Source organism: Microbacterium horticulturae, from assembly GCF_029094505.1.
Classification (GTDB): Bacteria; Actinomycetota; Actinomycetes; order Actinomycetales; family Microbacteriaceae; genus Microbacterium; species Microbacterium horticulturae.
The window spans coordinates 2,695,441-2,719,401 of the sequence record NZ_CP119108.1 but is presented as its reverse complement, the minus strand read 5'-3'; the positions used below and the strand labels follow the sequence as shown (position 1 = coordinate 2,719,401).

Annotated in this window: 20 protein-coding genes and 1 pseudogene; 13 read left to right on the top strand and 8 right to left on the bottom strand. The window is 68.9% G+C overall.

The window, feature by feature from the left end; genetic code table 11:
- Positions 1 to 88 precede the first annotated feature (88 nt).
- Positions 89 to 745, top strand: a complete 657-nt coding sequence (locus tag PU630_RS12925) for a GntR family transcriptional regulator (RefSeq protein WP_275277472.1) — start codon at positions 89 to 91, stop codon at positions 743 to 745.
- A 7-nt stretch (positions 746 to 752) separates the two neighbouring features.
- Here the strand turns inward: PU630_RS12925 and PU630_RS12920 are convergent, their stop codons facing one another.
- The 7 genes from PU630_RS12920 to PU630_RS12890 form a co-directional block, all read right to left on the bottom strand.
- Positions 753 to 2,393, bottom strand: a complete 1,641-nt coding sequence (locus PU630_RS12920) for an amylo-alpha-1,6-glucosidase (RefSeq protein WP_275277471.1) — start codon at positions 2,391 to 2,393, stop codon at positions 753 to 755.
- Positions 2,390 to 3,334, bottom strand: a complete 945-nt coding sequence (locus PU630_RS12915; protein ID WP_275277470.1) for a carbohydrate ABC transporter permease — start codon at positions 3,332 to 3,334, stop codon at positions 2,390 to 2,392. The genes PU630_RS12920 and PU630_RS12915 overlap by 4 nt, the downstream gene beginning before the upstream one ends.
- Positions 3,331 to 4,293 (bottom strand): carbohydrate ABC transporter permease, encoded by a 963-nt coding sequence (locus tag PU630_RS12910; RefSeq protein ID WP_275277469.1) that lies wholly within the window; start codon positions 4,291 to 4,293, stop codon positions 3,331 to 3,333. Before PU630_RS12910 ends, PU630_RS12915 begins: the two co-directional genes overlap by 4 nt.
- Positions 4,294 to 4,303: 10 nt before the next feature.
- Positions 4,304 to 5,611, bottom strand: coding sequence for an ABC transporter substrate-binding protein (locus PU630_RS12905; RefSeq protein WP_275277468.1), 1,308 nt, complete (start codon positions 5,609 to 5,611; stop codon positions 4,304 to 4,306).
- A gap of 152 nt (positions 5,612 to 5,763) precedes the next feature.
- Positions 5,764 to 6,660 (bottom strand): carbohydrate ABC transporter permease, encoded by an 897-nt coding sequence (locus PU630_RS12900; RefSeq protein WP_275277467.1) that lies wholly within the window; start codon positions 6,658 to 6,660, stop codon positions 5,764 to 5,766.
- A complete protein-coding gene (locus tag PU630_RS12895; RefSeq protein WP_275277466.1) occupies positions 6,660 to 7,595 on the bottom strand; it encodes a carbohydrate ABC transporter permease in 936 nt (311 codons plus the stop codon). Before PU630_RS12895 ends, PU630_RS12900 begins: the two co-directional genes overlap by 1 nt.
- A complete protein-coding gene (locus PU630_RS12890) occupies positions 7,595 to 8,908 on the bottom strand; it encodes an ABC transporter substrate-binding protein (RefSeq protein ID WP_275277465.1) in 1,314 nt (437 codons plus the stop codon). The genes PU630_RS12895 and PU630_RS12890 overlap by 1 nt, the downstream gene beginning before the upstream one ends.
- 164 nt (positions 8,909 to 9,072) lie before the next feature.
- Between PU630_RS12890 and coaA the strand changes: the two genes are divergently transcribed.
- The 9 genes and pseudogenes from coaA (at position 9,073) to PU630_RS12845 (ending at position 17,729) form a co-directional block, all read left to right on the top strand.
- Positions 9,073 to 10,017, top strand: a complete 945-nt coding sequence (coaA, locus tag PU630_RS12885) for a type I pantothenate kinase (RefSeq protein WP_275277464.1) — start codon at positions 9,073 to 9,075, stop codon at positions 10,015 to 10,017.
- Between the two features lie 281 nt (positions 10,018 to 10,298).
- The gene (glmS, locus tag PU630_RS12880; protein ID WP_275277463.1) at positions 10,299 to 12,152 is read left to right on the top strand and encodes a glutamine--fructose-6-phosphate transaminase (isomerizing); all 1,854 of its coding nucleotides are present in this window, start codon (positions 10,299 to 10,301) and stop codon (positions 12,150 to 12,152) included.
- A 208-nt stretch (positions 12,153 to 12,360) separates the two neighbouring features.
- Positions 12,361 to 12,741, top strand: coding sequence for a holo-ACP synthase (locus tag PU630_RS12875; RefSeq protein WP_275277462.1), 381 nt, complete (start codon positions 12,361 to 12,363; stop codon positions 12,739 to 12,741).
- The gene (gene alr, locus PU630_RS12870; protein ID WP_275277461.1) at positions 12,738 to 13,862 is read left to right on the top strand and encodes an alanine racemase; all 1,125 of its coding nucleotides are present in this window, start codon (positions 12,738 to 12,740) and stop codon (positions 13,860 to 13,862) included. Before PU630_RS12875 ends, alr begins: the two co-directional genes overlap by 4 nt.
- A complete protein-coding gene (tsaE, locus tag PU630_RS12865) occupies positions 13,859 to 14,365 on the top strand; it encodes a tRNA (adenosine(37)-N6)-threonylcarbamoyltransferase complex ATPase subunit type 1 TsaE (protein ID WP_275277460.1) in 507 nt (168 codons plus the stop codon). Before alr ends, tsaE begins: the two co-directional genes overlap by 4 nt.
- Positions 14,366 to 14,673: 308 nt before the next feature.
- On the top strand, positions 14,674 to 15,489 hold the full coding sequence (gene tsaB, locus PU630_RS12860; protein WP_275277459.1) for a tRNA (adenosine(37)-N6)-threonylcarbamoyltransferase complex dimerization subunit type 1 TsaB: 816 nt from the start codon (positions 14,674 to 14,676) through the stop codon (positions 15,487 to 15,489).
- A pseudogene (gene rimI / locus PU630_RS12855) lies at positions 15,489 to 15,944 on the top strand (ribosomal protein S18-alanine N-acetyltransferase); the annotation flags it as partial. The gene tsaB and the pseudogene rimI, both read left to right, overlap by 1 nt.
- A gap of 211 nt (positions 15,945 to 16,155) precedes the next feature.
- The gene (gene tsaD / locus PU630_RS12850) at positions 16,156 to 17,256 is read left to right on the top strand and encodes a tRNA (adenosine(37)-N6)-threonylcarbamoyltransferase complex transferase subunit TsaD (protein ID WP_275277458.1); all 1,101 of its coding nucleotides are present in this window, start codon (positions 16,156 to 16,158) and stop codon (positions 17,254 to 17,256) included.
- Complete coding sequence (locus tag PU630_RS12845) at positions 17,253 to 17,729, top strand: hypothetical protein (protein ID WP_275277457.1); 477 nt, start codon at positions 17,253 to 17,255, stop codon at positions 17,727 to 17,729. Before tsaD ends, PU630_RS12845 begins: the two co-directional genes overlap by 4 nt.
- A 31-nt stretch (positions 17,730 to 17,760) precedes the next feature.
- Here PU630_RS12845 and PU630_RS12840 read toward each other — a convergent pair whose 3' ends face one another.
- Positions 17,761 to 18,972 (bottom strand): class I SAM-dependent methyltransferase, encoded by a 1,212-nt coding sequence (locus PU630_RS12840; RefSeq protein ID WP_275277456.1) that lies wholly within the window; start codon positions 18,970 to 18,972, stop codon positions 17,761 to 17,763.
- Between the two features lie 159 nt (positions 18,973 to 19,131).
- On the opposite strand from PU630_RS12840, the gene PU630_RS12835 reads away from it, so the two are divergent.
- The 3 genes from PU630_RS12835 to PU630_RS12825 all read left to right on the top strand — a co-directional run bounded on the left by PU630_RS12835 (position 19,132) and on the right by PU630_RS12825 (position 23,937).
- Complete coding sequence (locus PU630_RS12835; protein WP_275277455.1) at positions 19,132 to 20,274, top strand: hypothetical protein; 1,143 nt, start codon at positions 19,132 to 19,134, stop codon at positions 20,272 to 20,274.
- Between the two features lie 103 nt (positions 20,275 to 20,377).
- Positions 20,378 to 22,243: a dynamin family protein gene (locus PU630_RS12830; RefSeq protein WP_275277454.1), complete on the top strand. Its 1,866-nt coding sequence runs from the start codon at positions 20,378 to 20,380 to the stop codon at positions 22,241 to 22,243.
- Entirely contained in the window at positions 22,240 to 23,937 is a 1,698-nt protein-coding gene (locus tag PU630_RS12825; RefSeq protein ID WP_275277453.1) for a dynamin family protein, read from the top strand. Before PU630_RS12830 ends, PU630_RS12825 begins: the two co-directional genes overlap by 4 nt.
- Positions 23,938 to 23,961 lie beyond the last annotated feature (24 nt).

The window sequence follows — 23,961 nt, the reverse complement described above, 5'->3', positions numbered from 1 at the left end:
GGGACCGGTGGATGCTTGCTGCCAAATGTATTCTGTATACAGCGAGGCTATGCTGAATACTGTAGACGGTCAAGTACAAGGAGAATCCATGGCAATCGAGCGGAAGAACCTGCGCATGCAGGTGCGCGATGAACTGCTGGCCTGGATGCGCTCGGGCCGCGTGCGGCCGGGCGAGGGCATCAATGAAGTGCAGCTCGCCAACGAGATCGGCGTGAGCCGCACTCCGCTACGCGAAGCGCTGATCTGGCTCGAGAGCGATGGGCAGATCGAGAGCGAGAACGGCAAGGGGTTCCGCTTCGCGCCGCTGAGCAAGGCCGAGTTCGAAGAGCTCGCGCCCGTCATGGCGACCCTGGAGGGGCTCGCGCTGCGGCTGAGCCCGCTCGATGAGTTGAAGACGCTCGGCGTGCGTCTGGGTGAGATGGCAGCCGCCTTCACACAGGAAGAGGTCGAACATTCGCTGGTCGTCTCCAAGGACGACGAGTGGCACACACTCATGCTCTCGGCGTGCCCGAACGGGCGCCTGCTCACGATCATCGAGACCGTACGCGGCGCGTTCCATCGGTACGAGTCGCTGCTCGTGCCGAGCGACGCGACGATCCACCGCGTCTCGGCCGAACATGCCGAAATCGCCCGGTGCCTGGCCGCGGGAGATGTGCCCGGCGCCGTCGACGCGCTCGAGATCAACTGGATGCACGGGGCCACTCGCATCCTCGCCAACGCCTCGAGCACCTACTTCACCGACTGACCCGCGCTCACGCCGACAGGCGCACGGCCAGATCGACGAACAGCGCCGCCGACCAGCCGAAGGCGGTGGTGGCGGTGGGGGCCTTGCACCCGGTATCGGGTGTGAAGTATTCGTGCGGGCCGCCGGCGTGCATCACCAGCTGCACGGTCTGCTCGCGCAGTCGCCGGGCGCGCTCGGGGTGGCCCGAGCGCTCGAGTCCCTCGGCCACGAGCACGTTGGTGTTCACCCACACCGGGCCGCGCCACATGCGCTCGGGGTCGAAGTCGTCATCGCCGGCTGCGACCGTGGGCACAGCCCAGGACGTGGCGAAACGTGCGGGGTCGTCGAGCGCGGCCACCAGTGCGTCGACCGTGGGCGCATCGAGCATCCCGGTCAGCAGCGGCATGAGACCGGTGATCGCATCGGTCGGACGCCCCTCGGCCAGGAACGCCCGCCGCTCAGGGTGCCACATGCGCGCAAGCAGACCCATCGTGCGCTGCGCGCGGCGGCGGTGGGATGCCGCATCGCCGGTGCCCAGTTGCTCGCACAGGAGCGCCAGGTCGAGGTCTTGCCGCACGAGGTAAGCCCCGAGGTCAGGGGAGGCGACAGGTAGTCGGCCGTCGAAGATCGGGCTGTCGTCGAGACCGGACGAGTAGGGATGCGCGTATTCCGGCATCCCGTCGGCGTCGGCGTCGGAGTAGGTGAACCACCAGTCCTGCGATCGTTCGATGACCGAGAGCATCCGCCGGGCCCACGCATCATCGGGTGAGACCTCGAGCACGGCGCGCAGCGCCCAGGCCGTCAGAGGCGGCTTGGTCAGTGGGATCGGCGCCTCGGGGTCGGCGATGGCCGAGCCGTCGCGGCGCAGGTGCGCGCGATCGGCGATGGGCAGGTCATCGCTCGAGGCGAGCGTGCCCTCTTCATGCACGACGTCGGCCAGTTGCCCGGTGGGAGTGGGAAAGCGCAACGCGAGCTCGAGCTGCTCGCGGGCCAGCGCCGGGTCGCCGTGGCGCAGGCCGGCGGCGATGAAATAGGCGTCCCACTGCCACAGGCCGACGTACCCGATCTTCGATGGCACCACGGCGCGCACGTCGCCCAGGCGAGGCAGGCCGACGATGTTCGCGCCGAGCACCCACCAGCAGAACGCGGTCATCTCCTGTAGATCGTCGCGCACGTGCGGGCAGCGGCCGAACCAGTCCGCCCATACCGCCGCGGTCGCATCGAGGGCGTCGTCGTGGTGTCGTTGGGTCTCGGCGGTCATCGTGCGGTCGGCACTCACGTGGAGGCGCACGGCGCCGGCGTGCGTGTGCCGGGTGCCGTCGGGCAGCGTCCAGGCGATGGTGCCGCCGGGTGGTGCGCACACGCTCAGCGCTCCGGGGCCGGCGAACGTCAGGGTCCCGCCGCCGGCGAACACGATGCGGTCGGGGCGCACCTCGCGCACCGGCACCAGCTCGCTGTCGGCATCGCGCACCTCGAGCCGGTCGATGACGCGGCAGGCGCGCAGCGGCCTCTCGTACTCGGCAGTGTGCACGCGCAGAGCGCGCGCGTCGGCCGCGGCATCCTGCCCCGTCGCGTCGTTCTCACGGAACACGAGCAGGCGCGACGACGGCAGGGTGAACGGCGCCTGCACGAGATCGAGGTGGCGCGCGGCCTGCTCGGCGGGGATCATCGCCCGCCCAGGCCGGACGCGGCCATGCTGTTGAGGATCTGCCGCTGGCCGATGACGAACGCGACGAGCATGGGGATCGTCGCCACGGCCGACGCGGCCATGATCAGCCCGTAGTTGATCGAGCCGAACTGCCCCTGGAAGCTCTGCAGCAGCAACGGCACGGTGAACAGGTTCTGGCTGTTGAGCATGACCAGCGGCAGCAGGAAGTTGTTCCATGTGCCCAGCGCCACGATGATCGCCAGGGCGCCGAGGCCGGGGCGCAGGTTGGGCAGCACGATGCTCCAGAAGACGCGCCAGCGGCCGGCGCCGTCGACGAGGGCGGCCTCTTCGAGCTCCTTCGGCAGCGACAGCACGAACTGCCGCATGAGGAACACGGCGAACGGGTTCGCCAGCGCCGCCGGGACGATCAGCGACAGGTGCGAATCGACCCACCCGAACTTGGCCATGAGCAGATAGAAGGGGATGAGTGTGACCTGCATCGGGATCATCTGCGTGGCCAGGAACATGACGAACATGACGCGTGAGCCGCGAAACTTGATGCGCGCGAACGCGTAGCCGGCCATCGACGCGGTGATGAGCGTGCCGATCACGACGAGGATCGCGATGTAGATGCTGTTCGCGTACGCCTGGCCGAACGGGGCGTCGTTCCACGCGTCGATGAAATTCTGCGGCTGCCACGGGTTCGGCCAGAAGCTCAGCGGTTGGTTGAGTAGCTGCGGTAGCCCCTTGAACGCCGTCACCAGCATCCACACGAACGGATACACCATCGCCAGCCCCGCCAGCAGCAGCACGACGTGCAGGATCGTCGCGGTCACGCGGCGTTTCGTGCGTCCGGGGCGCGCGTGCGGCCGGAAGGACGTGCCGGGGGCGGTCAGCGCCCGCGTGGAGTCGGTCGCCGCCGCGAGCGTGCCGTCGGTCAGCCGGGGCTTGGGGGTGCTCATGCCGCGCCCTCCTCGTAATGCACGAACCGCTTCTGGAACCCGAACTGGATCGCGGTGATCACCAGCGTCAGGATCAGCAACAGAATGGATGCCGCGCTGGCGACGCCGAACTGCGTCTTGCCGAAGCCAAGATCGTAGATGTGGTAGACGATCGTGCGCGTGGCGTTGTCGGGGCCGGCGTTGGCCACGAGTACGAAGACGATGTCGAACGTCTGCAGCGAGCTGATGAACGCGATGATCGACGAGAAGAAGATCACCGGCGATAGCAGCGGCAGGCGGATGCGGAAGAACAGGGCCACGGCGCCGGCACCGTCGATGCGTGCGGCCTCGATGACGCTCGGCGAGATGTTCTGCAGGCCCGCGAGGAAGATGACGACGTTCAGACCCAGCGATGACCAGATCGTCACGATGCACACGGCGATCAGCGCCAGGTGCGGGTCGGCGAGCCAGTCGGGGGCAGGCACGTGGAAGGCCGCCGCGATCGTGCGCGAAATGATGCCGTCGGTGCGGAACAGCTGCTGCCAGATCATGGCGACGGCGATGCTGCTGGTGATCACCGGGGCGAAGAACAGCGCCAGGTAGAGCGTGCGGGTCTTCAGCCGCTCGAGCGCCACGGCGACGATGACAGCCAGCCCCAGCCCGATCGGCACCGTGACCACGGCGATGAGCATGGTGTTGACCAGCGCCCGCCCGAACAGCGGGTCGGTCAGCTCGGTCTTGAAGTTGTCGAAGCCCACCCAGCTCAGGGGCGTCAGGCCGTCCCATTGCGCGAAGGCGAGCACGAGGGCGGCGATGAACGGGACGAGCACGAAAACGCCCATCCCGATCATCTGCGGCGCGACGAAGACATAGCCCCAGCGGCGGTCGCGTCGGCGCCAGGCGGCCTCTGCACGAGGCGCGCCCGGCGCCGGCACTCCGGTCATCGCGGCGTCCGCGATGCCGACGGAGGACCCGGTCACGACCCGGCTCCTACTTGCCCGAGGTCTTGCTCGAGATGAGCTGGGCCGACTGGTCGAGCGCCTGCTGGCCGGTGAGCTTGCCCTGGTACAGCTTGAGCATGATGTCGCTCACGTCGGTCGACAGACCGGGCACCTGCGCTTCGGTTGCGTAGTCCTCGAAGCCGAGGTCGCGCATGTCGAGCAGCGTCTGGGCGTGATCAGGGTAGCCGTCGAGCACGACGCTGTCGGCGCCCTTGATCGAGGGCACGGCGTTGCCGCTGCCCTTCAGGCGGAACGTCTGGCCGTCCTTGCTCAGGAAGTTCGTCCAGAACGTGAACGCGGCATCCTTCACCTTCGTCTTGTCATTGATGGCGAGGTAGCTCACGGCGACGCCGGTGGGCGCGGCCTTGCCGTCGGGCGTCGGCCATGGGGCGACATCGTAGTTCTGCGGGTCGCCGGCCGATTTGACGGTGCCGATCGTGTAGCGGCCCTGGATGAAGAACCCGGCCTTGTGCGTCACGAACACTGAGTCGGCCCCGGCACCGCTGGGCAGCGTGTCGGCGACGACAAACGTCTTGTCTTGGAAGTACTTGCCGAACGTGTCCATCGCCGCCACCGAGGTCGGATCGGTGTTGGCGACGAAGTCGCCGTTGTCGTCGAAGGCCTTGCCGCCCTGCGAGGAGATCCAGCTCCAGTGCGTGGACCAGTAGTTCCAGAACATCGATCCGGTCAGACCCGCGGCGTGAAGCTTGTCGTTCATCTCCAGATACTTCTGCGTCGTCCACTTGCCTTCGGAAGCGAGGGTCGCGGGATCTTCGGTGATGCCGGCCTTCTTCAGCGCGACCTTGTCATACCAGAGCGCGTCCGGGTTCGAGTCGTTCGGCTCGGCGAGGATCTTGTCGTCCTTCTCGGCGGCGCCCAGCAGCCCCTGCGCGAAATCGTCGGGCTTGGTCTTGCTGTCTTTCGAACTCATCAGCTCATTCAGCGGCATGAGCACGTTCGAGTTGACGAACTTGCCGATCTGGTCGTCGCCGATGTAGAAGACGTCGGGTGCAGTACCCGATGCCAATTCGGTGAGCAGCTTCGTGTGGTAGTCGCCGTAGTCGGCCACCGGTTGGAGGACCACCTTGATATTCGGATGGTCCTTCATGAACTGTGCGTCGAACTCCTTGTAGCGGGTGAGTTCTTGCGGGGTGCCCCACGTCGACCACACGACGGTCTGCTGACCGTCCGAGCCGCCGTTGCCGCCACCGCCGCTGCACGCGCCGAGGCCGAGGGAAAGTGCCGTGACCGCCGTGACGGTCGTAGCGATGGTGAGGACTTTGCGTGAGCGGAGCATGAGAGACCCTTCTCGAGGAAGAACGCTGTTATTCGGTATTCTGTATACAAAACACATAGACGTCAAGAGGGCGAGACCGATTCGTGACTGTACAAATGAGGGCGGGATGCTGCGGCTGCAGCATCCCGCCCTCATTCGACGGTGCGTGCGGCTCATCCTTTGACGGCCCCGCCGAGCAGACCCGCGACGAACTGCTTCTGGAAGACCAGGAACAGGAGGAACAGCGGAAGCGTCGCCAGGAGCGAACCGAGCATAAGGCCCGAGTAGTCGACGCGGCTCAGGCCGATCATCGTGTTCAGCGCGACCGGGATCGTGTACTTGTCTTCGCTGTTGAGCATCAGCAGCGGCCAGATGAACGAGTTCCACTGGCTGATGAACGTGTAGATGATGAGCGCCGCGATCTGCGGACGCGCGACCGGCAGCACGATGCGGTAGAACGTGCGCAGCTCGGATGCGCCATCGATGCGCGCCGCCTCGATGAGTGTGGTGGGGAAGTCGAGGAACCCCTGTCGCATCAGGAAGATGCCGAACGCATTGGCCAGGAACGGAATGATCAGCGCTTGGTACGAGTCGATCCACCCGGCGCTGGCCATCATCTGGAAAAGTGGCACGAGCAGCACCTGCATGGGGATCATCATCGTGACGAGGATGACGCCCATGAGCACGCCGCGACCGCGGAACCGGTACGTGGCCAGCCCGTACCCGCACATGACGCTGATGATCGAGCTGAACACGGTGTACAGCACTGCCACCAGCACACTGTTGATCATCACCTGGCCGAAGCCCACCGACTCTTGCAGCCGGCCGAGGTTCTGCCAGAACTCGCCGCCGGGCAACAGTGGCAGGGGGGTGACGAACAGGTCGCTTGTCTTGTGCGTGGAGGCGATCACCATCCACGCGAACGGGATCAGTGAGAGCACGCTCGCGACGACGAGGACGAGGTAGACGGGGCTGCGTAGGGCGATCCGACGCAGGAGTGGCTCGTGCCTGCGGCGCGACGGGATGCCGCGGCGTCGGGCGCGACCGGTGACGATGAGCTCGGTGGTCATCAGGGCTTCTCCCGGAGGACGCGGAACTGGATGACCGCGATGATGGCGGTCAGGACGACCAGCATCCAGGCGATCGCGTCGGCGTAGCCGAAGTCGAACTGCTGGAAGCCGACCTTGTAGAGGTACAGCACCGGTGTGAGGGTGGCGTTGTTGGGTCCGCCGCCGGTGAGGATGAAGTTCTCGTCGAACAGCTGCAGTGCCCCGATCGTCGAGGTGACGATGGTGAAGATGAGCACCGGCCGCAGCTGGGGAACCACGATGTGCCAGAACGTCTGCCAGCGGCCGGCGCCATCGATGCGCGCCGCCTCATACAGCTCGGCGGGGATCGCCTGCAGGCCCGCGAGGATGATCACCATGTTGTAGCCGGTCCAGCGCCACGTGATCGACGCGATCACGGCGACCCGGGCCCACCACTCGTTGTTGAGCCAGTCGATGGGGCCGGCGCCGAACACGCCGAGGATCTGGTTCAGTGCCCCGCCGTCGGTCGTCATCATGACCCGGAAGACCACCGAGTAGGCGACCAGCGTCGTGATCGCCGGCAGGAAGATGATGAGCCGGAAGCCGGAGCGGAAGCGCACCCATGCTTGGTTGAGAATGTACGCGAGTCCGACCGCCAGGGCGATCATGATCGGCACCTGCACCACGAGGATCAGCAGTGCCGTACCCAGACTCTTCAGCACGAGCGGGTCGCGGAACAGTCGCGCGTACTGGTCAAGCCCGACGAAAGTGGACTCGCCGCCCTTCGTGCTGAAGAAGCTCTGCAGCAACGACGTTGCCAGCGGGTACGCGAAGAAGATGAGCAGCAGGGCCGCGGCCGGCAGCGCGAACCAGAGGCCCGGACGCTGCCGTCGCCCCGCGAGCCGGGCTCCGGCGGTGCGGGTACCGCCGGGAGCGCGGCGCGTCCCGCGCTCCCGAACGGTCAGTGACGCCGTCATCAGCCTGCGATCTTCCTGCCTGTGGCCGTCGCGATCTGCTGGGCCGCGTCATCCAGCGCCTTCTTGGGATCGGTGTTGCCGAGCACGGCCGCGCCGACGGCATTGGTGATCGCGTCACTGGCTGCCGATTGGTCGCTGGTGAAGGTGATCGAGGGAATCTTCGGCGTCAGGTCGCCGAAGAACTGGTAGACCTTCTGCCCACCGAAGTACGGGTCGGGCTGCTGGAAGAAGTCGGACTTCAGCGCTGGCAGGAACGCGGGGAACAGGCCCTCGTTCTTCATCATCGACGCCTGGTTGGCCTCGTCGGCGAGCACGAACTTCATGAACGCTGCGGCCAGCTGCGGGTTCTTGGCCTGTGTGGGGATCGCCAGGCCCGAACCGCCGTTGTTCGACGTGGGCGCGCTTGCGTCGTCGAAGAGTGGCAGGTCGCGCGCCGCGTACTTTCCACTGAGTTCGGGCGCCTCGCCCTGGAGCGTGCCGATCCACCACACCGCCTCGGGGGTGACGGCGGAATCGCCGTCCTTCGCGCTCGTGACGCTGGCATCCCACCCCTTCGCGTTCTTGATGAGCCCCTTCTGATTCATGGTCTTCAGCAGCGTCATCACCTTGACAGCCGCGGGGGAGTTGACAGTGATCTCGCCTGCGGCGTTGAAGTAGCCCTGGCCCTGCTGCTGCAGGAGCATGGAGAACGGCCCGCCTGCCGACAAGTCGGCGGTGATCAGTGTCTTGGCGAGCTTGGCCTTGATGGTCTCGCCCGCCGCGACCAGGTCGTCCCAGGTCTTGATCGAGGCCGGGTCGATGCCCGCCTTCGAGAAGTAATCGGTGCGGTAGAACATGCCCACGGTGCCCGAGTCCCACGGGGCCATGCGCAGCTTGCCGTCCTTGTCGCTGCCGGCATCCCATTTGAACGGGTCGAAATCGGACTTCATCGAACCGAATACGGGCGTGAGATCGGCGAAACCTTTCGGGAACTGCGACAGGTATCCCTGATCATGGTCGGTTTCGAGTGTGATCATGTCGGGCAGGCCCGTGCCGGCCTGCAGGCCGACCGAGATCTTGTCGTAGGCGTTGTCGTAGCCGATGTCGACGACGTCGATCGTGGTGTCTTTGTGATCGGCTTCGTACTGCTTGGCCAGGCGCTTGAGTGCCGTCGCGGCGACATCCCATGACCAGATCGTGATCTTGCCCGTGGCGTTCGCCGTTGGCTCGAGTGTCGTCGCCGTGTTGTTGCCCGTCCCGCCGAACGCGCAGCCGGTGAGCGCGAGCGCTCCGGCGACCGTCATTGCGGCGAGTGTGAATCCGCGCCCTGTCATGCTGACCTCCTTGTCGATGGCACCGGCCCGTGCCGAATACTGAATACAGTACACAGAATTGGGGGAGGAAGGTACTCGCTGGTGGTCTGCGCGAGTGTGAACGCGCGACGAGGTGCGCGCCGGCCTCGCACGGCGCGCGGCATCCACCCCGCTACGATTGCCGGGTGGCCACAGATGAGGCATCCGCGCCCGAAAGGTACCGGCAGATCGCCCGCGCTGACTGGGCGCGACTGGCAGCCGGGATGGCACAGCCGCTGACCGAGACCGAGGTCGTGCAGATCCGCGGGCTCGGAGACCGGCTCGATCTCACCGAGGTGCGCGACGTGTACCTGCCGCTGAGCCGGCTGCTCAGTCTCTACGCGACGGCGACGAAGCGGCTCGGTGCGGAGACCTCCGCCTTCTTGCAGGAGGGCGACGACACCACGACCCCGTTCGTGCTCGCGGTGGCGGGGTCGGTCGCGGTCGGCAAATCGACCATCGCGCGCCTGCTGCGCGAGCTGATGAGCCGCTGGTCCGACACCCCGCGGGTCGAGCTCGTGACCACCGACGGTTTTCTGTACCCGAACGCCGAGCTCAAGCGACGCGGCCTGATGGATCGCAAGGGCTTTCCGGAGTCGTACGACCGGCGGGCGCTCGTCGACTTCCTCCTCCAGGTCAAAAGCGGAGCGGCCGAGGCGCGGGCGCCTTTCTACTCGCACGTGCGCTACGACATCGTGCCCGACGCCCACGTGACCGTGCGGCGGCCCGACGTGCTCATCGTCGAGGGGCTCAACGTGCTGCAGCCGCCGCCGGCGCCCAACGATGTCGCGGTCAGCGACCTGTTCGACTTCTCGGTCTACGTCGACGCCGACGCCGCGAACATCGAGCGCTGGTACGTCGACCGCTTCCTCGCGCTGCGGCACGGGGCGTTCAGCAATCCGAACTCGTTCTTCAAGGTCTTCGCCGACATCAGCGACGCCGAAGCGCAAGAGCGGGCGCTCGGCTTCTGGAACGACATCAACCTGCCCAACCTCGAAGAGAACGTGCTGCCCACCCGGCACCGGGCCTCGCTCGTGCTGCGCAAGGGACGCGACCACGCGGTGGAGTACGTGCAGCTGCGCAAGCTGTAACGCGTGATGGATGCTGCGGGCCGCGGCATCCACTTGCGGGGTTCTCTTCCGGGGTCCTCTTCCGGGGTTCCCTCGCGGATGACTTGCCGCAAGTGGTGGGTGTTGCGTCGGATCCACTCGCCACTTGCGGCAAGTCATCGAGCTGGAGCGCGGGGTGCGGGGCGCGGGGTGCGGGGGCGTTTCGACTCGCTTCGCTCGCTCAACGACCGGGGCAGGCCGACCCGCGGCATCCATCCCTTTGTTCAGACCCCTCGCAATCACCGCTGAATACGATTGACCCCATGTGTGGAATCGTCGGATACGTCGGCCCGCGCCCCAGTGAGGGCATTCTCCTGTCAGGGCTCGCGCGTCTGGAATACCGGGGCTACGACTCGGCCGGTGTCGCCGTCATCGACGGCGACGGCACCCTCGGCATGCGCAAGCGCGCCGGCAAGCTCAGCGTGCTGCGCGACGACCTCGCGCGGACCCCGCTGCCCGACGGCACGACCGGCATCGGACACACCCGCTGGGCCACCCACGGCGGCCCGACCGACGCTAACGCGCACCCGCACCTGGCCGATGAGGGCCGGCTGGCGGTCATCCACAACGGCATCATCGAGAACTTCTCCGTGCTCAAGGCCGAGCTCGAGGCAGAGGGCGCAAGCTTTGCGAGCGAGACCGACACCGAGGTCGCGGCCCAGCTGCTGGCCCGCGAGTACCACGCGCACGGCGACGACCTCGAGGCCGCGTTCCGTGCGACGGTGCGCCGACTCGAGGGTGCCTTCACGCTGCTGGCCATGCACCAGGACCACCCCGGGCTCGTCGTCGGCGCGCGCCGCAACTCTCCGCTGGTGATCGGCCTGGGCGAGGGCGAGAACTTCCTCGGATCGGACGTCGCCGCATTCGTCGAGCACACCCGCAACGCCCTGGCGATCGGCCAGGACCAGATCGTGTCGATCACGCCCGAGGGCGTGCGGGTCACCGACTTCGACGGGGGCGAGGTCGAGGTGGAGCCGTTCGAAGTGACGTGGGATGCCGCGGCCGCCGAGAAAGGCGGATGGCCGTCGTTCATGGCGAAGGAGGTCTCGGAAGAGCCCGAGGCCGTCGCCAACACGGTGCGCGGGCGGGTGCACGACGGCATCGTCGAGATCCCCGAGCTCGACGGTCTGGACGACCTCTTCCGCGGCATCCACCGCATTCTCGTCATCGCGTGCGGTACCGCCGCCTACGCCGGACAGGTCGGCAAATACGCGCTCGAGCAGTGGGCGCGCGTGCCCGTCGACGTCGAGCTGGCGCACGAGTTCCGTTACCGCGACCCGGTGCTCGACGCCGGCACCCTCGTCGTCTCGATCAGCCAGTCGGGCGAGACGATGGACACGCTCATGGCAGTGAAGTACGCGCGCGAGCGCGGGGCCAAGACGCTGTCGATCTGCAACACGCAGGGCGCCACCATCCCGCGCGAGTCGGACGCCATCGTCTACACGCACGCCGGCCCCGAGGTCGCCGTCGCTTCGACGAAGGCGTTCGTCGCGCAGATCACGGCGCTGTACCTGCTGGCGCTGCACGTCGGCCGCGTGCGCGGTGTGCTCTCGGCGGATGCGTCGGCCGACGCGGTCGCCGAGCTCGAGGGCGTCGCCGACAAGATCGCATGGGTTCTCGCGCACGAGCAGGAGCGCACCGCGCAGCTGGCCGGCTGGATGGCCGACACCCGCTCGGTGCTGTTCCTGGGTCGCCACGTCGGCTACCCGATCGCGCTCGAGGGGGCTCTCAAGCTCAAGGAGATCTCGTACATCCACGCTGAGGGGTTCGCCGCCGGTGAGCTCAAGCACGGTCCGATCGCGCTGATCGAGCCCGGGCAGCCGGTGTTCGTGATCGTGCCGTCGCCGGTGTACTCGGCGCAGCTGCACGACAAGGTGGTCTCCAACATCCAGGAGATCCGGGCGCGCGGTGCCCGTGTGATCGTGATCGCCGAAGAAGGGGATGCCGCGGTGCTCCCGTTCGCCGACGAGGTGCTGCGCATCCCGCTGGCGGGTGCCCTGTTCGAGCCCCTGCTGGCGGTCGTACCGCTGCACATCTTCGCGATGGGCCTGGCCGAGGCCAAGGGGCTGGACGTGGACCAGCCGCGCAACCTCGCCAAGTCCGTCACCGTCGAGTAGGGCGGGGCGGGGCGGGCTGTGGGCGCTGCTGTTGCCGCGGGCGTGGGTGCTGCCTCGCTGTCACCACGGTCGAATTCATATGAATCTGTCTGATGCACATCGAACCGGCGGCGGTTTGATGTGCACGGGGCGGTGTGATGTGCATTCGATGACAGCACGGGGCCCTGTCTCGGCGCGCTAAAGTCGTACAGGTGCGAGGGGAGGCCGGATGATCGCCGGGATCGGCGTCGACCTGGTCGACATCCCGCGCTTCGAGCGCACCATCGCCCGCACCCCGAGGTTGCTCACGCGCCTGTTCGCGCCGTCCGAGCGTCCGCTCGCATCGCGCTCGCTGGCCGCGCGCTACGCGGCGAAAGAAGCGCTCATCAAGGCCCTGGGCGGATCTGACGGCGTCCACTGGACCGAGATCGAGATCGTTCCGGATGCCGCGGGCAAGCCCTGGTTCGAGCTGCGCGGCACCACGGCCGAGGTGGTCGCCGCGCGCGGCATCCAGACCCTGCATCTGTCGATGTCGCACGACGCGGGCCTCGCCATCGCCTACGTCATCGCCGAGGCCGCAGACGTTCCCGAGAACGAGGCGAGCGCATGAGCCGCCTCGCCCCGGGCGTGCTGCGCGAAGCCGTCATCGATACGAGCGCTATCGCCCAGAACACCCGCCACCTGCGGGCCCTGACCGGCGTCGAGGTCATGGCCGTGGTCAAGGCCGATGGCTACGGGCACGGTGCGGTGCGGTCGGCGGCTGCGGCCCTGGCCGGCGGCGCGACGTGGCTGGGCGTGACCGACGTGGCCGAGGCGCGGCAGTTGCGCCGCGGAGGCATCGACGCCCCAATCCTCGCGTGGCTGCACGCGCCGGGCACCACGTTCGACGAGGCGGCCGCTCTCGGGGTCGAGCTGGGCATCTCGAGCATGGACCAGCTGCAGCAGGCCGCGGCCGCGGCATCCACTGATCGTCCCGTCGGCGTGCACCTGAAGGTCGAGACGGGTCTGGGCCGCAACGGCATCGCGCCCGAAGACATCGGCGCCGTCTTCGCCGAGGCTGCGCGCCTCGAGCGCATCGGCCGGCTGCGGGTGACCGGGCTGTTCAGCCACGTGTCGAACGCGTCACCCGACGACGACCGCGCGGCGCTGGCGCGCTTCCGCGACGCGGAGGCGGCGGCATCGGCCGCGGGACTCGCCCCGCGCCTGCGGCACCTGGCCGCCACCGAGGCGGCGATCGGGCTGCCCGAGACGCGTCTGAACTGCGTGCGGCTGGGGCTGGGGCTCTACGGGCTGTCGCCGTTCGCCGACCGCACGCCCGCCGAGCTCGGGCTGCGCCCGGCGATGACCCTGCACGCGTCGATCGCGGCGGTGCGGCGAGTGCCCGCCGGGCACGGCGTCTCGTACGGATACACATATCGCACCGACCGCGCCACGACACTCGCGCTCGTGCCGGCCGGCTACGCCGACGGCGTGCCGCGGCAGGCGTCGAACGCCGGGCCGGTCGCGATCGGGGGGCAGCGATTCCGCGTCGCGGGGCGCATCGCCATGGACCAGTTCGTGGTCGACGTCGGCGACGCCCCGGTCGCGGTGGGCGACGAAGCCGTGCTGTTCGGCGACGCGACCCTCGGCGCCCCGGGCGCGGAGGAGTGGGCAGATGCGGCATCCACCATCAACTACGAGATCGTGAGCCGGATCGGACCGCGCGTGCCCCGTGTGGAGGCGCGCGCGTGAGCGGCCTGGACGCGCTCGTCGGCCGCCACGAGGTGGCGTCGGCGGCCGACATGAAGGCACTCGGACGCCGGATGGGCGGGATGCTGCATGCCGGCGACCTCGTGGTGCTGACCGGTCCGCTCGGGGCGGGCAAGACGACGCTGACCCGCGGGATCGCCGAGGGGCTCGGCGTGCGCGGGCCCGTGCAGAGCCCGACGTTCGTGATCGCGCGGACGCATCCGTCGCTGGTCGGCGGGGCGCCGCTCGTGCACGCCGACGCGTACCGGCTCGGGTCGGCGCTCGAGCTCGACGACCTCGACATCGACGCCGAGCGCTCGGTCGTCGTGGTGGAGTGGGGCCGCGGCATGGCCGAGGGGCTGCGCGAGACGTGGTGGGAGGTCGAGCTCGAGCGCGCGACGGGCGGGCACGGCTCCGACTCGGCGTGCGCGCTGCCCGATTGGGATCCAGAAGACCAGGACGCCCCCGACCCCCGGGTGGTCACCGTGTGGCGCCGCGGCGCCTGACCCCTCTGCCCCGCGAGGTCGTAGCGGTTTTCGCGAGGTCGTAGCTAATCTCGCGAGGTTGCGTACGACCTCGTGGGAGTGCGTATTCGACCGTTGCGTACGACCTCGGCGTGATCACGTACGACCTCGCGGGATTGCGTACGACCTCGCGGGATTGCGTACGACCTCGCGGGATTGGGTACGACCTCGCGGGATCACGTACGACCTCGAGGGATTGCGTACGACCTCGCGGGGTGGTCGCGGCTTCGCGGGGGCGTCGGTGCCGCTCCTCAGCTTCCGTCGGGCCGGGGCCCATTACCCTGGAAGGCGTGATCCTCGGCATCGACACCTCGCTCGGCACGACGGTCGCCGTCATCGAGGAGGACGGCGTCGCGCGTGCCCAGGCCGACAGCGCCGATCCGCTCGCTCACGCCGAGGTGATCGGCACGCTGCTCGAGCAGGTCGTCGGGCCGTGGCATCCCGGTCCGTCCTCGGTCCAGGCCGCGAGTGCACATAAAACTGTCGAGAGAACATCAAACCGTCGGCGGTTTGATGTGCAATCGCCAAATTCATATGAATTCGACGCTGGAGCGGCCGACGCTGGAGCGTTCGACGCTGGAGCGGCCGACGCTGGTGAGGCCGCGGCGGCCCGCGCCGGGGAGATCACCCACGTCGCCGCCGGCATGGGACCCGGCCCCTTCACCGGCCTGCGGATCGGCATCGCCGCCGCGCGCGCGTTCGCGCTCGGGCGGGGCATCCCGGTCGTGCCGGTGGTCAGCCACGACGCGATCGCCCTCGAGATGCTCCTGCTCGACGCGATGCGGGATGCCGCGACCCCGCGCTTCGCCGTCGTCACCGACGCGCGCCGCCGCGAGGTCGCGTACTCGGTCTACGAGGGGCTCGACGACGACGGACTGCCCGTGCGCTCGACCGGACCGGCCCTGGCCCCGCGTGACGAGATCGACGCCGTGCTCGCCCAAGCCGGCGCCGAGCGCCGCGACGCCACCGCCGTCTCGGGCATGATGCTCGCCCTGGCCGCCGCCCGCGCCCTCGCGGCCGGGCGCGAGATCGGCCCGCACGACGCGCTCTACCTGCGCTCGCCCGACGTCGCCCTGCCTGCCGCGCGCAAGAAGGTGGGCCTGTGATCGCGCTGCGCACCGCCACAGGCTCGGATCTCGAGGCCATCATGGCGCTCGAACGGGCGTCATTCCCGACCGACGCCTGGAGCGCGCGCACCATGCGCGACGAGCTCGCCTCACCGCACGGCCGCTACCTCGTGCTCGAGCACGACGGCGCCCTCGCCGGCTATGCCGGGCTACGGGCCGTGGCTGGGTCGCGCGACGGCGACATCCAGACCATAGCGGTGGCTGCGGCATCCCGCGGTCGTGGATGGGGACGGATGCTGCTGGTCGAGCTCATCGCCGAGGCCCAGCGCCGCGGCGTGCGCGACCTCTTCCTCGAGGTGCGCGCCGACAACCCGGTCGCACAGGCGCTGTATGTGTCAGAGGGCTTTCGCGAAGTCGGCCGGCGGCCCCGCTATTACCAGCCCGACGACGTCGACGCCATCGTCATGCAGGCGGACCTGCGCGGATATGCGGCCACGGATTCTATGGATGCCGTGGGGTCTATGGATGCCGCGGGATCTGTGCGTCCTGCGGATGCTGGCGATTCACAAACTCCGGATGATCGCGCGAAGTTCGCAGGATTCTCGTCGAATCATCCGAAGTCCGCGCAATCCTCCGAACCCTGTGAGGTGCAGCCGACACAGCGGGTGGCGCCAGGCGCCGGCGCGCCGACGGAGGTGACGCACGATGTCTGACCCCCTCGTGCTGGGTATCGAGTCGAGCTGCGACGAGACCGGCATCGGCATCGTGCGCGGCCGCACGCTGCTCTCGAACACCATCGCCAGCAGCATGGAGCAGCACGCGCGCTACGGCGGCGTGATCCCCGAGGTCGCCGCCCGCGCACACCTCGAGGCGCTGCAGCCGTCGATCGAGGCCGCTCTCGCCGAGGCCGGCGCGAACCTCGGCCTGCCGGGCCCGCTGCCGCTGGCGGACCTCGACGCCGTCGCCGTCACGAGCGGTCCGGGGTTGGCCGGCGCCCTCATGGTGGGAGTCGGCGCGGCCAAGGCGCTCGCCGTCTCGCTCGGCAAGCCCCTCTACGCCGTGAACCACCTCGTCGGGCACATCGCCGCCGACATCCTCGATGCCCAGGCCGGCCCCCTGGAGTACCCGACGGTTGCCCTGCTCGTCTCGGGCGGCCACACCTCGCTGCTGCTCGTGCGCGATCTGACCACCGACGTCGAACTGCTGGGTGAGACGATGGATGACGCGGCCGGCGAGGCCTTCGACAAGGTGGCCCGCATCCTGGGTCTGCCCTACCCGGGTGGCCCGGAGATCGATCGGGCCGCGGCATCCGGCGATCCCACGGCGGTCCGGTTCCCCCGCGGGCTCTCGCGCGCGTCTGACATGGCCGAGCACCGCTACGACTTCTCGTTCTCGGGACTGAAGACCGCCGTCGCGCGCTGGATCGAGCAGCACGAGGCCGCGGGCGAGCCGGTGCCCGTCGCCGACGTCGCGGCGAGCTTCCGCGAAGCGGTCGTGGACGTGCTCGTCACCAAGGCGCTCGACGCGTGCGCGCGCCACGACGTGCCGCGGCTGCTGCTGGGCGGCGGGGTGATTGCGAACCGCCGGCTGCGCGATGTCGCGCTGGCCCGTGCCGAGCAGGCGGGCGTCACCGTGCGCATCCCGCGGCTGTCGCTGTGCACCGACAACGGGGCCATGATCGCGGCGCTGGCCGCACAGCTGATCGCCTCGGGGCGCGAGCCGTCGACACTCGCATTCGGCGCCGATTCCACACTGCCGGTCACCCAGATCCAGGTGGCCGAGAGCACCGCGGCGGTACAGTCGTGAGCGACGAGAAGACCCCGCCGGCGCCGCACATCGAGACGGCCCCGCCGTCACCCGAGGTCGAGCTCGGCTTCGGCGACCCGACCCGCTCGGGAGACTCGGCCCTGCCCGGTGAGCACCGTGGCGGCTTCCAGCGACTGCCCACTGCACCGGTCGACGTGCCGGCGACCGACGTGGGCCCCAGCGAAGACGTCGAGCCGCTGCCGGAGTATGAATGGGTCGGCACCGAGCAGGTGCACGGCACGTTGAGCGCCTGGGCGCTCGGGCTGGCCGTCGTCGCGCTCGCCGCGTCGTTCTTCGTGGGCTGGACGTTCCCGCTCGGCATCGCCGGGGTTATCGTCTCCATCGTCGCGCTGCGGCGCCCATGGGACAGCCGCTTCATGGCCGGGTGGGCGCTGGGCCTGAGCATCCTCTCGATCCTCTACAGCGCCGGCTGGCTGGTGTGGCTGGCGTATCAGGAGCAGCTGTTCACCTGAGCCTGCGGCATCCTCACCCGGCCTGATCGGCCTACACCTGATCGGCCCGCACCCGATCGGCGAGGATCGCGAGGTGGCGCGTGCCCACTCGGGTCAGGAACAGCGTCGCCGATGCGTGGCCGCGCAGCGTCAGCTTCTTCCGGAATGCGGCGGGGTCGACATCCATCCCGCGTTTCTTGATCTCGATCGTGCCGATGTCGTGCGCGCGCAGCGCGGCGTTCACAGCCTTCGCGTTGGCGGCCATCGTCTCGCGCACGCGGAACGACTGCACGAATGGGCTCGTGAGTGCGGCATCCCCCGTGATGTACGCGATGTGCGGATCGAGCATGCCGCCCTCGAGCTCTCGCGCGACCTCGCCGACCAGCCGCGCGCGGATGACGGCCCCGTCGGGCTCGTGCAGGTAGGCGCCGAGTTCGCGCACTTCGGCGTCGGGCGCGTCTGCGGCGGCGGTCAGCTCGTGTGCACGCTCGCCGCGCAGCACGAGCGCCGAGCGCCGCACGCCGTCGCGGGCGAGCGCACCCGTCCACACCACGAGCTCGACGACCGTGCCGTCGGCGCTGACCCACTGCGTCTCCGCCTCGGCGGGCAGCTCGTCGCGGTCATGCCCGGGCCCGAGCTTGATGCCGGTGGGCAGCGTCTGCGCGATCTCGAACGCCCAGTCCAGCGGAGGCGAGTAGTCGGCCGCGCCCACGCGCCGGGTCTCGCGGTGCCCGGCGGTGCGGCGGGCCGGATCGAGCCAGAGCGCGTCGACGTCGGAGAGGGGGGATGCCTCGGCCCGGCCCTGCCGCACGGTGACGGTGTCGCCGAACACGGCGAGGTTGTACGCGGCGATGGCGGCGGTGACCTCGTCGGCATCGACGGCGTCCACGCGCAGGCCCGCGGCGGCGAAGGCGAGGGCATCGCCGCCGATGCCGCAGCCGAGGTCGGCGACGCGCGCGATGCCGGCCGTGCGCATCCGTGAGGCGTGGTGCGCGGCCACCGGCAGGCGCGTCGCCTGTTCGAGGCCGGCGCGGGTGAACAGCATGCGCGCGGCGAAGTCGCCGAACTTGGCCGTCGCCTTCGCACGCAGGTGCGCCTGGCCGACGACCGCCGAGACGAGGTCGGGGGAGTGCCCGGCCGCGCGCAGCCGCGAGACGGCGCGCGCCGCGTCGGCGGTCGAGACGACAGGGCCGAGCTCGTCGAGCAGGCTCAGCCCGTCGGGGGTCAGCAGGGCGGTGAGCTCGGCCATCTCAGAGCTGTGCATCCCCCCACGATAGGCGGCGGCATCCCTATCCACCCTCACGGGCACCACCGCCGTCCCCTAACGCGCGCATCCGAGTGCGGGGATGCCCCCCGATGCCGCCGGCGCACCGGCGGTCGAGACTCGACGCAGGCCATCAGGCACCGCGAGAAAGGGAAGACAATGGCTGACTCCAACGGGAACCTCCTGGGCACCCAGCTCAACACCGAGCTGCTGTCCGACAACACGCTCGACTCTCACGACACCGACGATCACTCCGACAACTCGACGACGACGGATGCGTCGGCTGACGGGTCGGACAACTCGACGAACACCGACAACTCGACGACGACGGATGCCTCGGCTGACGGGTCGGACAACTCGATGAACGCCGACGATCACTCCGACAACTCGACCAACACCGACGATCACTCCGACAACTCGACGACGACGGACGCTTCGGCCGATGGTTCGGACAATTCGACCGACAACTCCGTCGACAACTCCGACCACTCGGACAGCTCCGACAACTCGGTCGACACGAGCGTCGACGACAACACGGTCGGCAACGACGGCAACGACGTCGACTCGTACAACGGCAACAGCGATGACGACGGCAACGTCGACGTGGGCGGCATCACGGACGCGTTCAAGGACCAGTCGGACAACTCCCACTACACCGACAACTCCGACGACTCCGATCACTCGAACGAGGTGCGCAACCAGGACTCGTTCAACCTGACGAGCTCTTTCAACACGCAGACGTTGAACGACCACTCGACGACCATCGGCGTGCGTCAGTACAACACCGGGTTCGGCGATGTCGACTTCGGCGGCGCCGCGGGTGGGGCGGGCGCCGCCGCAGCCGGCATGTCGGGGGGCTTCTCCATCGACAACCGGGCCGCGCTCAACGACCAGTCCGTCACCCAGGCCATCGACTCGGGCGGCGACGTGAACCAGACGTTCAGCCAGAACACGGTCTGGAGCAGCGGTGACGGGTCGAACGCCGCCGGCGGCGACATCGACAACTCGCACACGACGATCGATGTCGGCGACATCAACATCGGCAACACCGACATCGGTGTCACGATGGACAACGCGTTCAACGACTACTCCACGAACACGAACTGGGACGTGGACACGACGTTCGACAACGCGTTCAACGACCAGTCCACCGATGTCGATGTGAACACGGCGTTCGACCACTCGTTCACGAGCGAGGTCGACTCGCACGACATGGAGAGCTGGGAGAACAGCGGCAACATGTTCAGCCCGGGCGCCGACGCCGGCGACGGGGACCACGCCGACCTGGACCTCGGATTCTGACGGTCATCGCGCCCGACAGCGTGCCGGAAGCCCCACGGGGCTGCCGGCACGCTGTTGCGCGCGCAGGGCCGGGCGTACGGTGTGTCTCGAAGGGGAGGGCGTCATGACCGAGCCGATCGCTCAGACGCGTGACATCGCGCCGACCGCGCTGTCGGCGACCGAACTCGTGCAACTCATCGACGAGCTGGGACGGATCGTCGATGAGACCGGACGCACCGATCTCGGCGGACGCCTCGCCCAGGCCCGCGAGCGCCTGCGCGACCCCGCCGTGCGGGTGGTCGTGGTCGGTGAGTTCAAGCAGGGCAAGAGCAAGCTCATCAACGCGCTGGTGAACGCCCCGGTGTGTCCGGTCGACGACGACATCGCCACGAGCGTGCCCACTGTGGTCGGCTACGGCAGCGAGCCCCGCGCGTGGATCGTGACCCGCATCGCGGATGCGGCCGGCGACACGCGCACCGACCGCAGCCCGGTGTCGATCGATGAGCTGGCCGGTTACGTCTCCGAGCACGGCAACCCCGGCAACGAGCAGGGCATCGTCGCCGCCGAGGCGTCGTTGCCGCGCGAGATCCTCAAGGGCGGCCTGCGCCTCGTCGACTCCCCAGGGGTGGGCGGCCTCGAATCGCACAGCGCCCTGTCGACGCTCACGGCGCTGGCCTCGGCACACGCGGTGCTTCTCGTGTCGGACGCCTCGCAGGAATACACCGAGCCGGAAGTGCAATTCCTCAAGTACGCGCTGCGCCTGTCGCCGAACGTCGCGGCCGTGCTTGCGAAGACCGACCTGTATCCGCAGTGGCGGCAGATCGAGTCGATCGACCGCCGGCATCTGGGCGACGTCGGTGACGTGCCGATCTTCGCCGTCTCGAGCGATCTGCGCCTGCTGGCCGCAGCCGGGCAGGACCGCGAGCTGAACTCCGAGTCGGGCTTTCCCGCGCTCGTCGCGCACCTGCGCCGCGACGTCGTCGAACGCGCCGAACTGCTGCATGCGGATGCGGCTGCGCACGACCTGCGTTCGGTGCTCGAGCAGACGTCGGTGGCGGCACGTGCCGAGCTCGAGGCCGTGCGCAATCCGAGCCAGACCCCGCGCATCCTCGCCGAGCTGGAGTTCGCCACTGCTCGTGCCGAAGAGTTTCGCGGACGCACGGCGAAATGGCAGATCGCGCTCAACGACGGCATCGGAGACCTCATCTCCGACATGGAGCACGACCTGCGTGAGCGGCTGCGCAAGGTGCAGCGCGAAGCGGAGGACGCCATCGACGAGGGCGACCCCGGACCCATCTGGGAGCAGATCGTCGAGTGGATCGATCAGCGCACGGCCGCGGCGGTCGCCGAGACGTTCGTGTGGACCAACGAACGCTCCCGCTGGCTCACCGAAGAGGTGGCCGAGCTGTTCGCTGAAGAGGAGCGGACGCTGCCCGCGATCGAGGTCGACGACACCTACGGCGTGCTCGACGCCGTCGAGCGGCCGCACGATCTCGACCCGGGACGGATGAAGGCCGCCGAGAAGATCTACATCGGCGTGCGCGGCTCGTACGGCGGCGTGCTCATGGTGGGGCTGGCCACCGGCCTCATCGGGCTCACGCTGATCAACCCGATCTCGCTTCTGGCAGGGGTGCTCGTCGGGCGCCGCGCCTACCGCGAAGACATGAGCGCGCGTCTGGCGCGGCGCCGCTTCGAAGCCAAGACGCTGGTGCGGCGCTATATCGACGACGCCATCTTCCAGTCGGGAAAGCAGCTCAAAGACCGGTTGCGCGTCGTGCAGCGCACCGCGCGCGACCACTTCAGCGGCATCGCCGACGAGCTGCACCGCTCGCTCACCGAGGCGGTGAACCGCGCGCGCAACGCGGCGGGCACGTACAGCGCGGATCGTGACAAGCAGATAGCACGACTCGAAGCGCAGTTGCAGGCGCTCGACCGGCTGCGTCGCCGGATTCCTCCGCTGCGATCGATCACGGAGCCGGATCAGGGATGACAGACAGCGAGATCGCCGACGTCCTCACGCTGGTCGCCGCCGCGCGCGGCGTGTACCGCGACGATCCGGCGGCCCAGAGCGTGCTCGGCGCGCTCGAGGAGCGGCTGCGCGAGCCGCTGCGGGTGGCGGTGGCCGGGATCGTGAAGGCGGGCAAGTCCACGCTGCTCAATGCCCTGCTGGGCGAGCGGATCGCCCCCACGGATGCCGGCGAGTGCACCCGCGTGGTGACCTGGTACCGGTACGCCGACGTGCCCTCCATCACCGTGCACCCGCACGGCGCCCGCGCGCAGCAGATTCCGGTGCGGCGCACGGCCGGCCGCCTCGTCCTCGACCTCGGCAGGTACGCGGCCGAAGACGTCGACCACATCGAGGTGCACTGGCCGTCGCGCATGCTGCGCACGCTGACGCTGATCGATACTCCCGGCATCGCGTCGCTCTCGCAGGATCTCTCGGCGCGGTCCCTCGCCCTGCTGACCCCCGAAGAGTCGCCCTCGTCGGCCGACGCCATCCTCTATCTCATCCGGCACCTGCACGCCTCGGACCTCAAGTTCCTCGAGGCGTTCCGCGACACCGCCGCCGGCACCGCGCAGACGGTGAATGCGCTCGCCGTGCTCTCACGCGCCGACGAGATCGGATCGGGACGCATCGACTCGCTGCTGTCGGCGCGCCGGGTCGCCGAGCGCTACGAACGGGACGGGATGCTGTCATCCCTCGCCCTCGGGGTCATGCCGGTGGCCGGCCTGCTCGCCGAGGGCGCGCGCACGCTGCGAGAGAGCGAATTCGCCAGCTTCCGCACCCTCGCGCAGCTGGAGCGCGTAGAGCGCGAGCCGATGCTCGTCTCGGCCGACCGCTTCGTCAACACCGCGCACGCACTTCCTGAGGCGAGCCGTCGCGAGCTGCTGGACCGATTCGGCATCTTCGGGGTGCGCCTGGCGACCTCGCTGATCCGCGGCGGCGCCGACGACTCGTCCGTCCTGGCCGAGCAGCTGGTCGCCCAGAGCGGATTGAACGAACTCGTCGCGACCGTCCGGATGCACTTCCGCTCCCGTGCACCCGCCTTGAAGGCGCGTGCTGTCTGCGATGCTCTGACCCAGCTCATCGCCGAGAAGCCCCGACCGTCGACCGACGAGATCGAGGCGGGCATCGAGAAGATCCAGGTCGGCGCGCACGGGCTGCGCGAGCTGGCACTGCTCGGGCGCATCCGCACGGGCGACGTCACGCTGCCGCCCGCCCTCGTGCGCGAGGCCGAGCGCATCATCGGAGGGGCAGGCGACGACGCGTCGCTGCGCCTCGGCCTGCCGCCGGACTCCGACGGCGACGCGCTGCGCGCGCGGCTCGACGATCGTCTCGACCACTGGCGGGCCGTGAGCGCCTCGCCTTTGGTGATGCGCGACGGGGTGCAGGCCGCGCGCACCGTGGTGCGGAGTCTGGAGCGGATCGCGTCAGAGATCGGATGCCGCGGTGCCGACGCGACGGACGTCGTGACCGCGGGCGGTCCAGGCGATGGCCCGGCTGAAGGTGCTCAACAGCAGCGCCAGAAGCACGAAGCCGCACTGCAGCATCAGCGCCGGTCGCAGCAGGGCGCCCTGTGGACCGGTGGCCGCGAGCTGGATCACGACCAGGTACAGCAGCAGCTGCACCAGGAACGTCGTCAGCTGCCACCATCGGATACCCGAGCGGCGGCTCATGAATGACACGAAGAGCGTGATCTGCGCGAG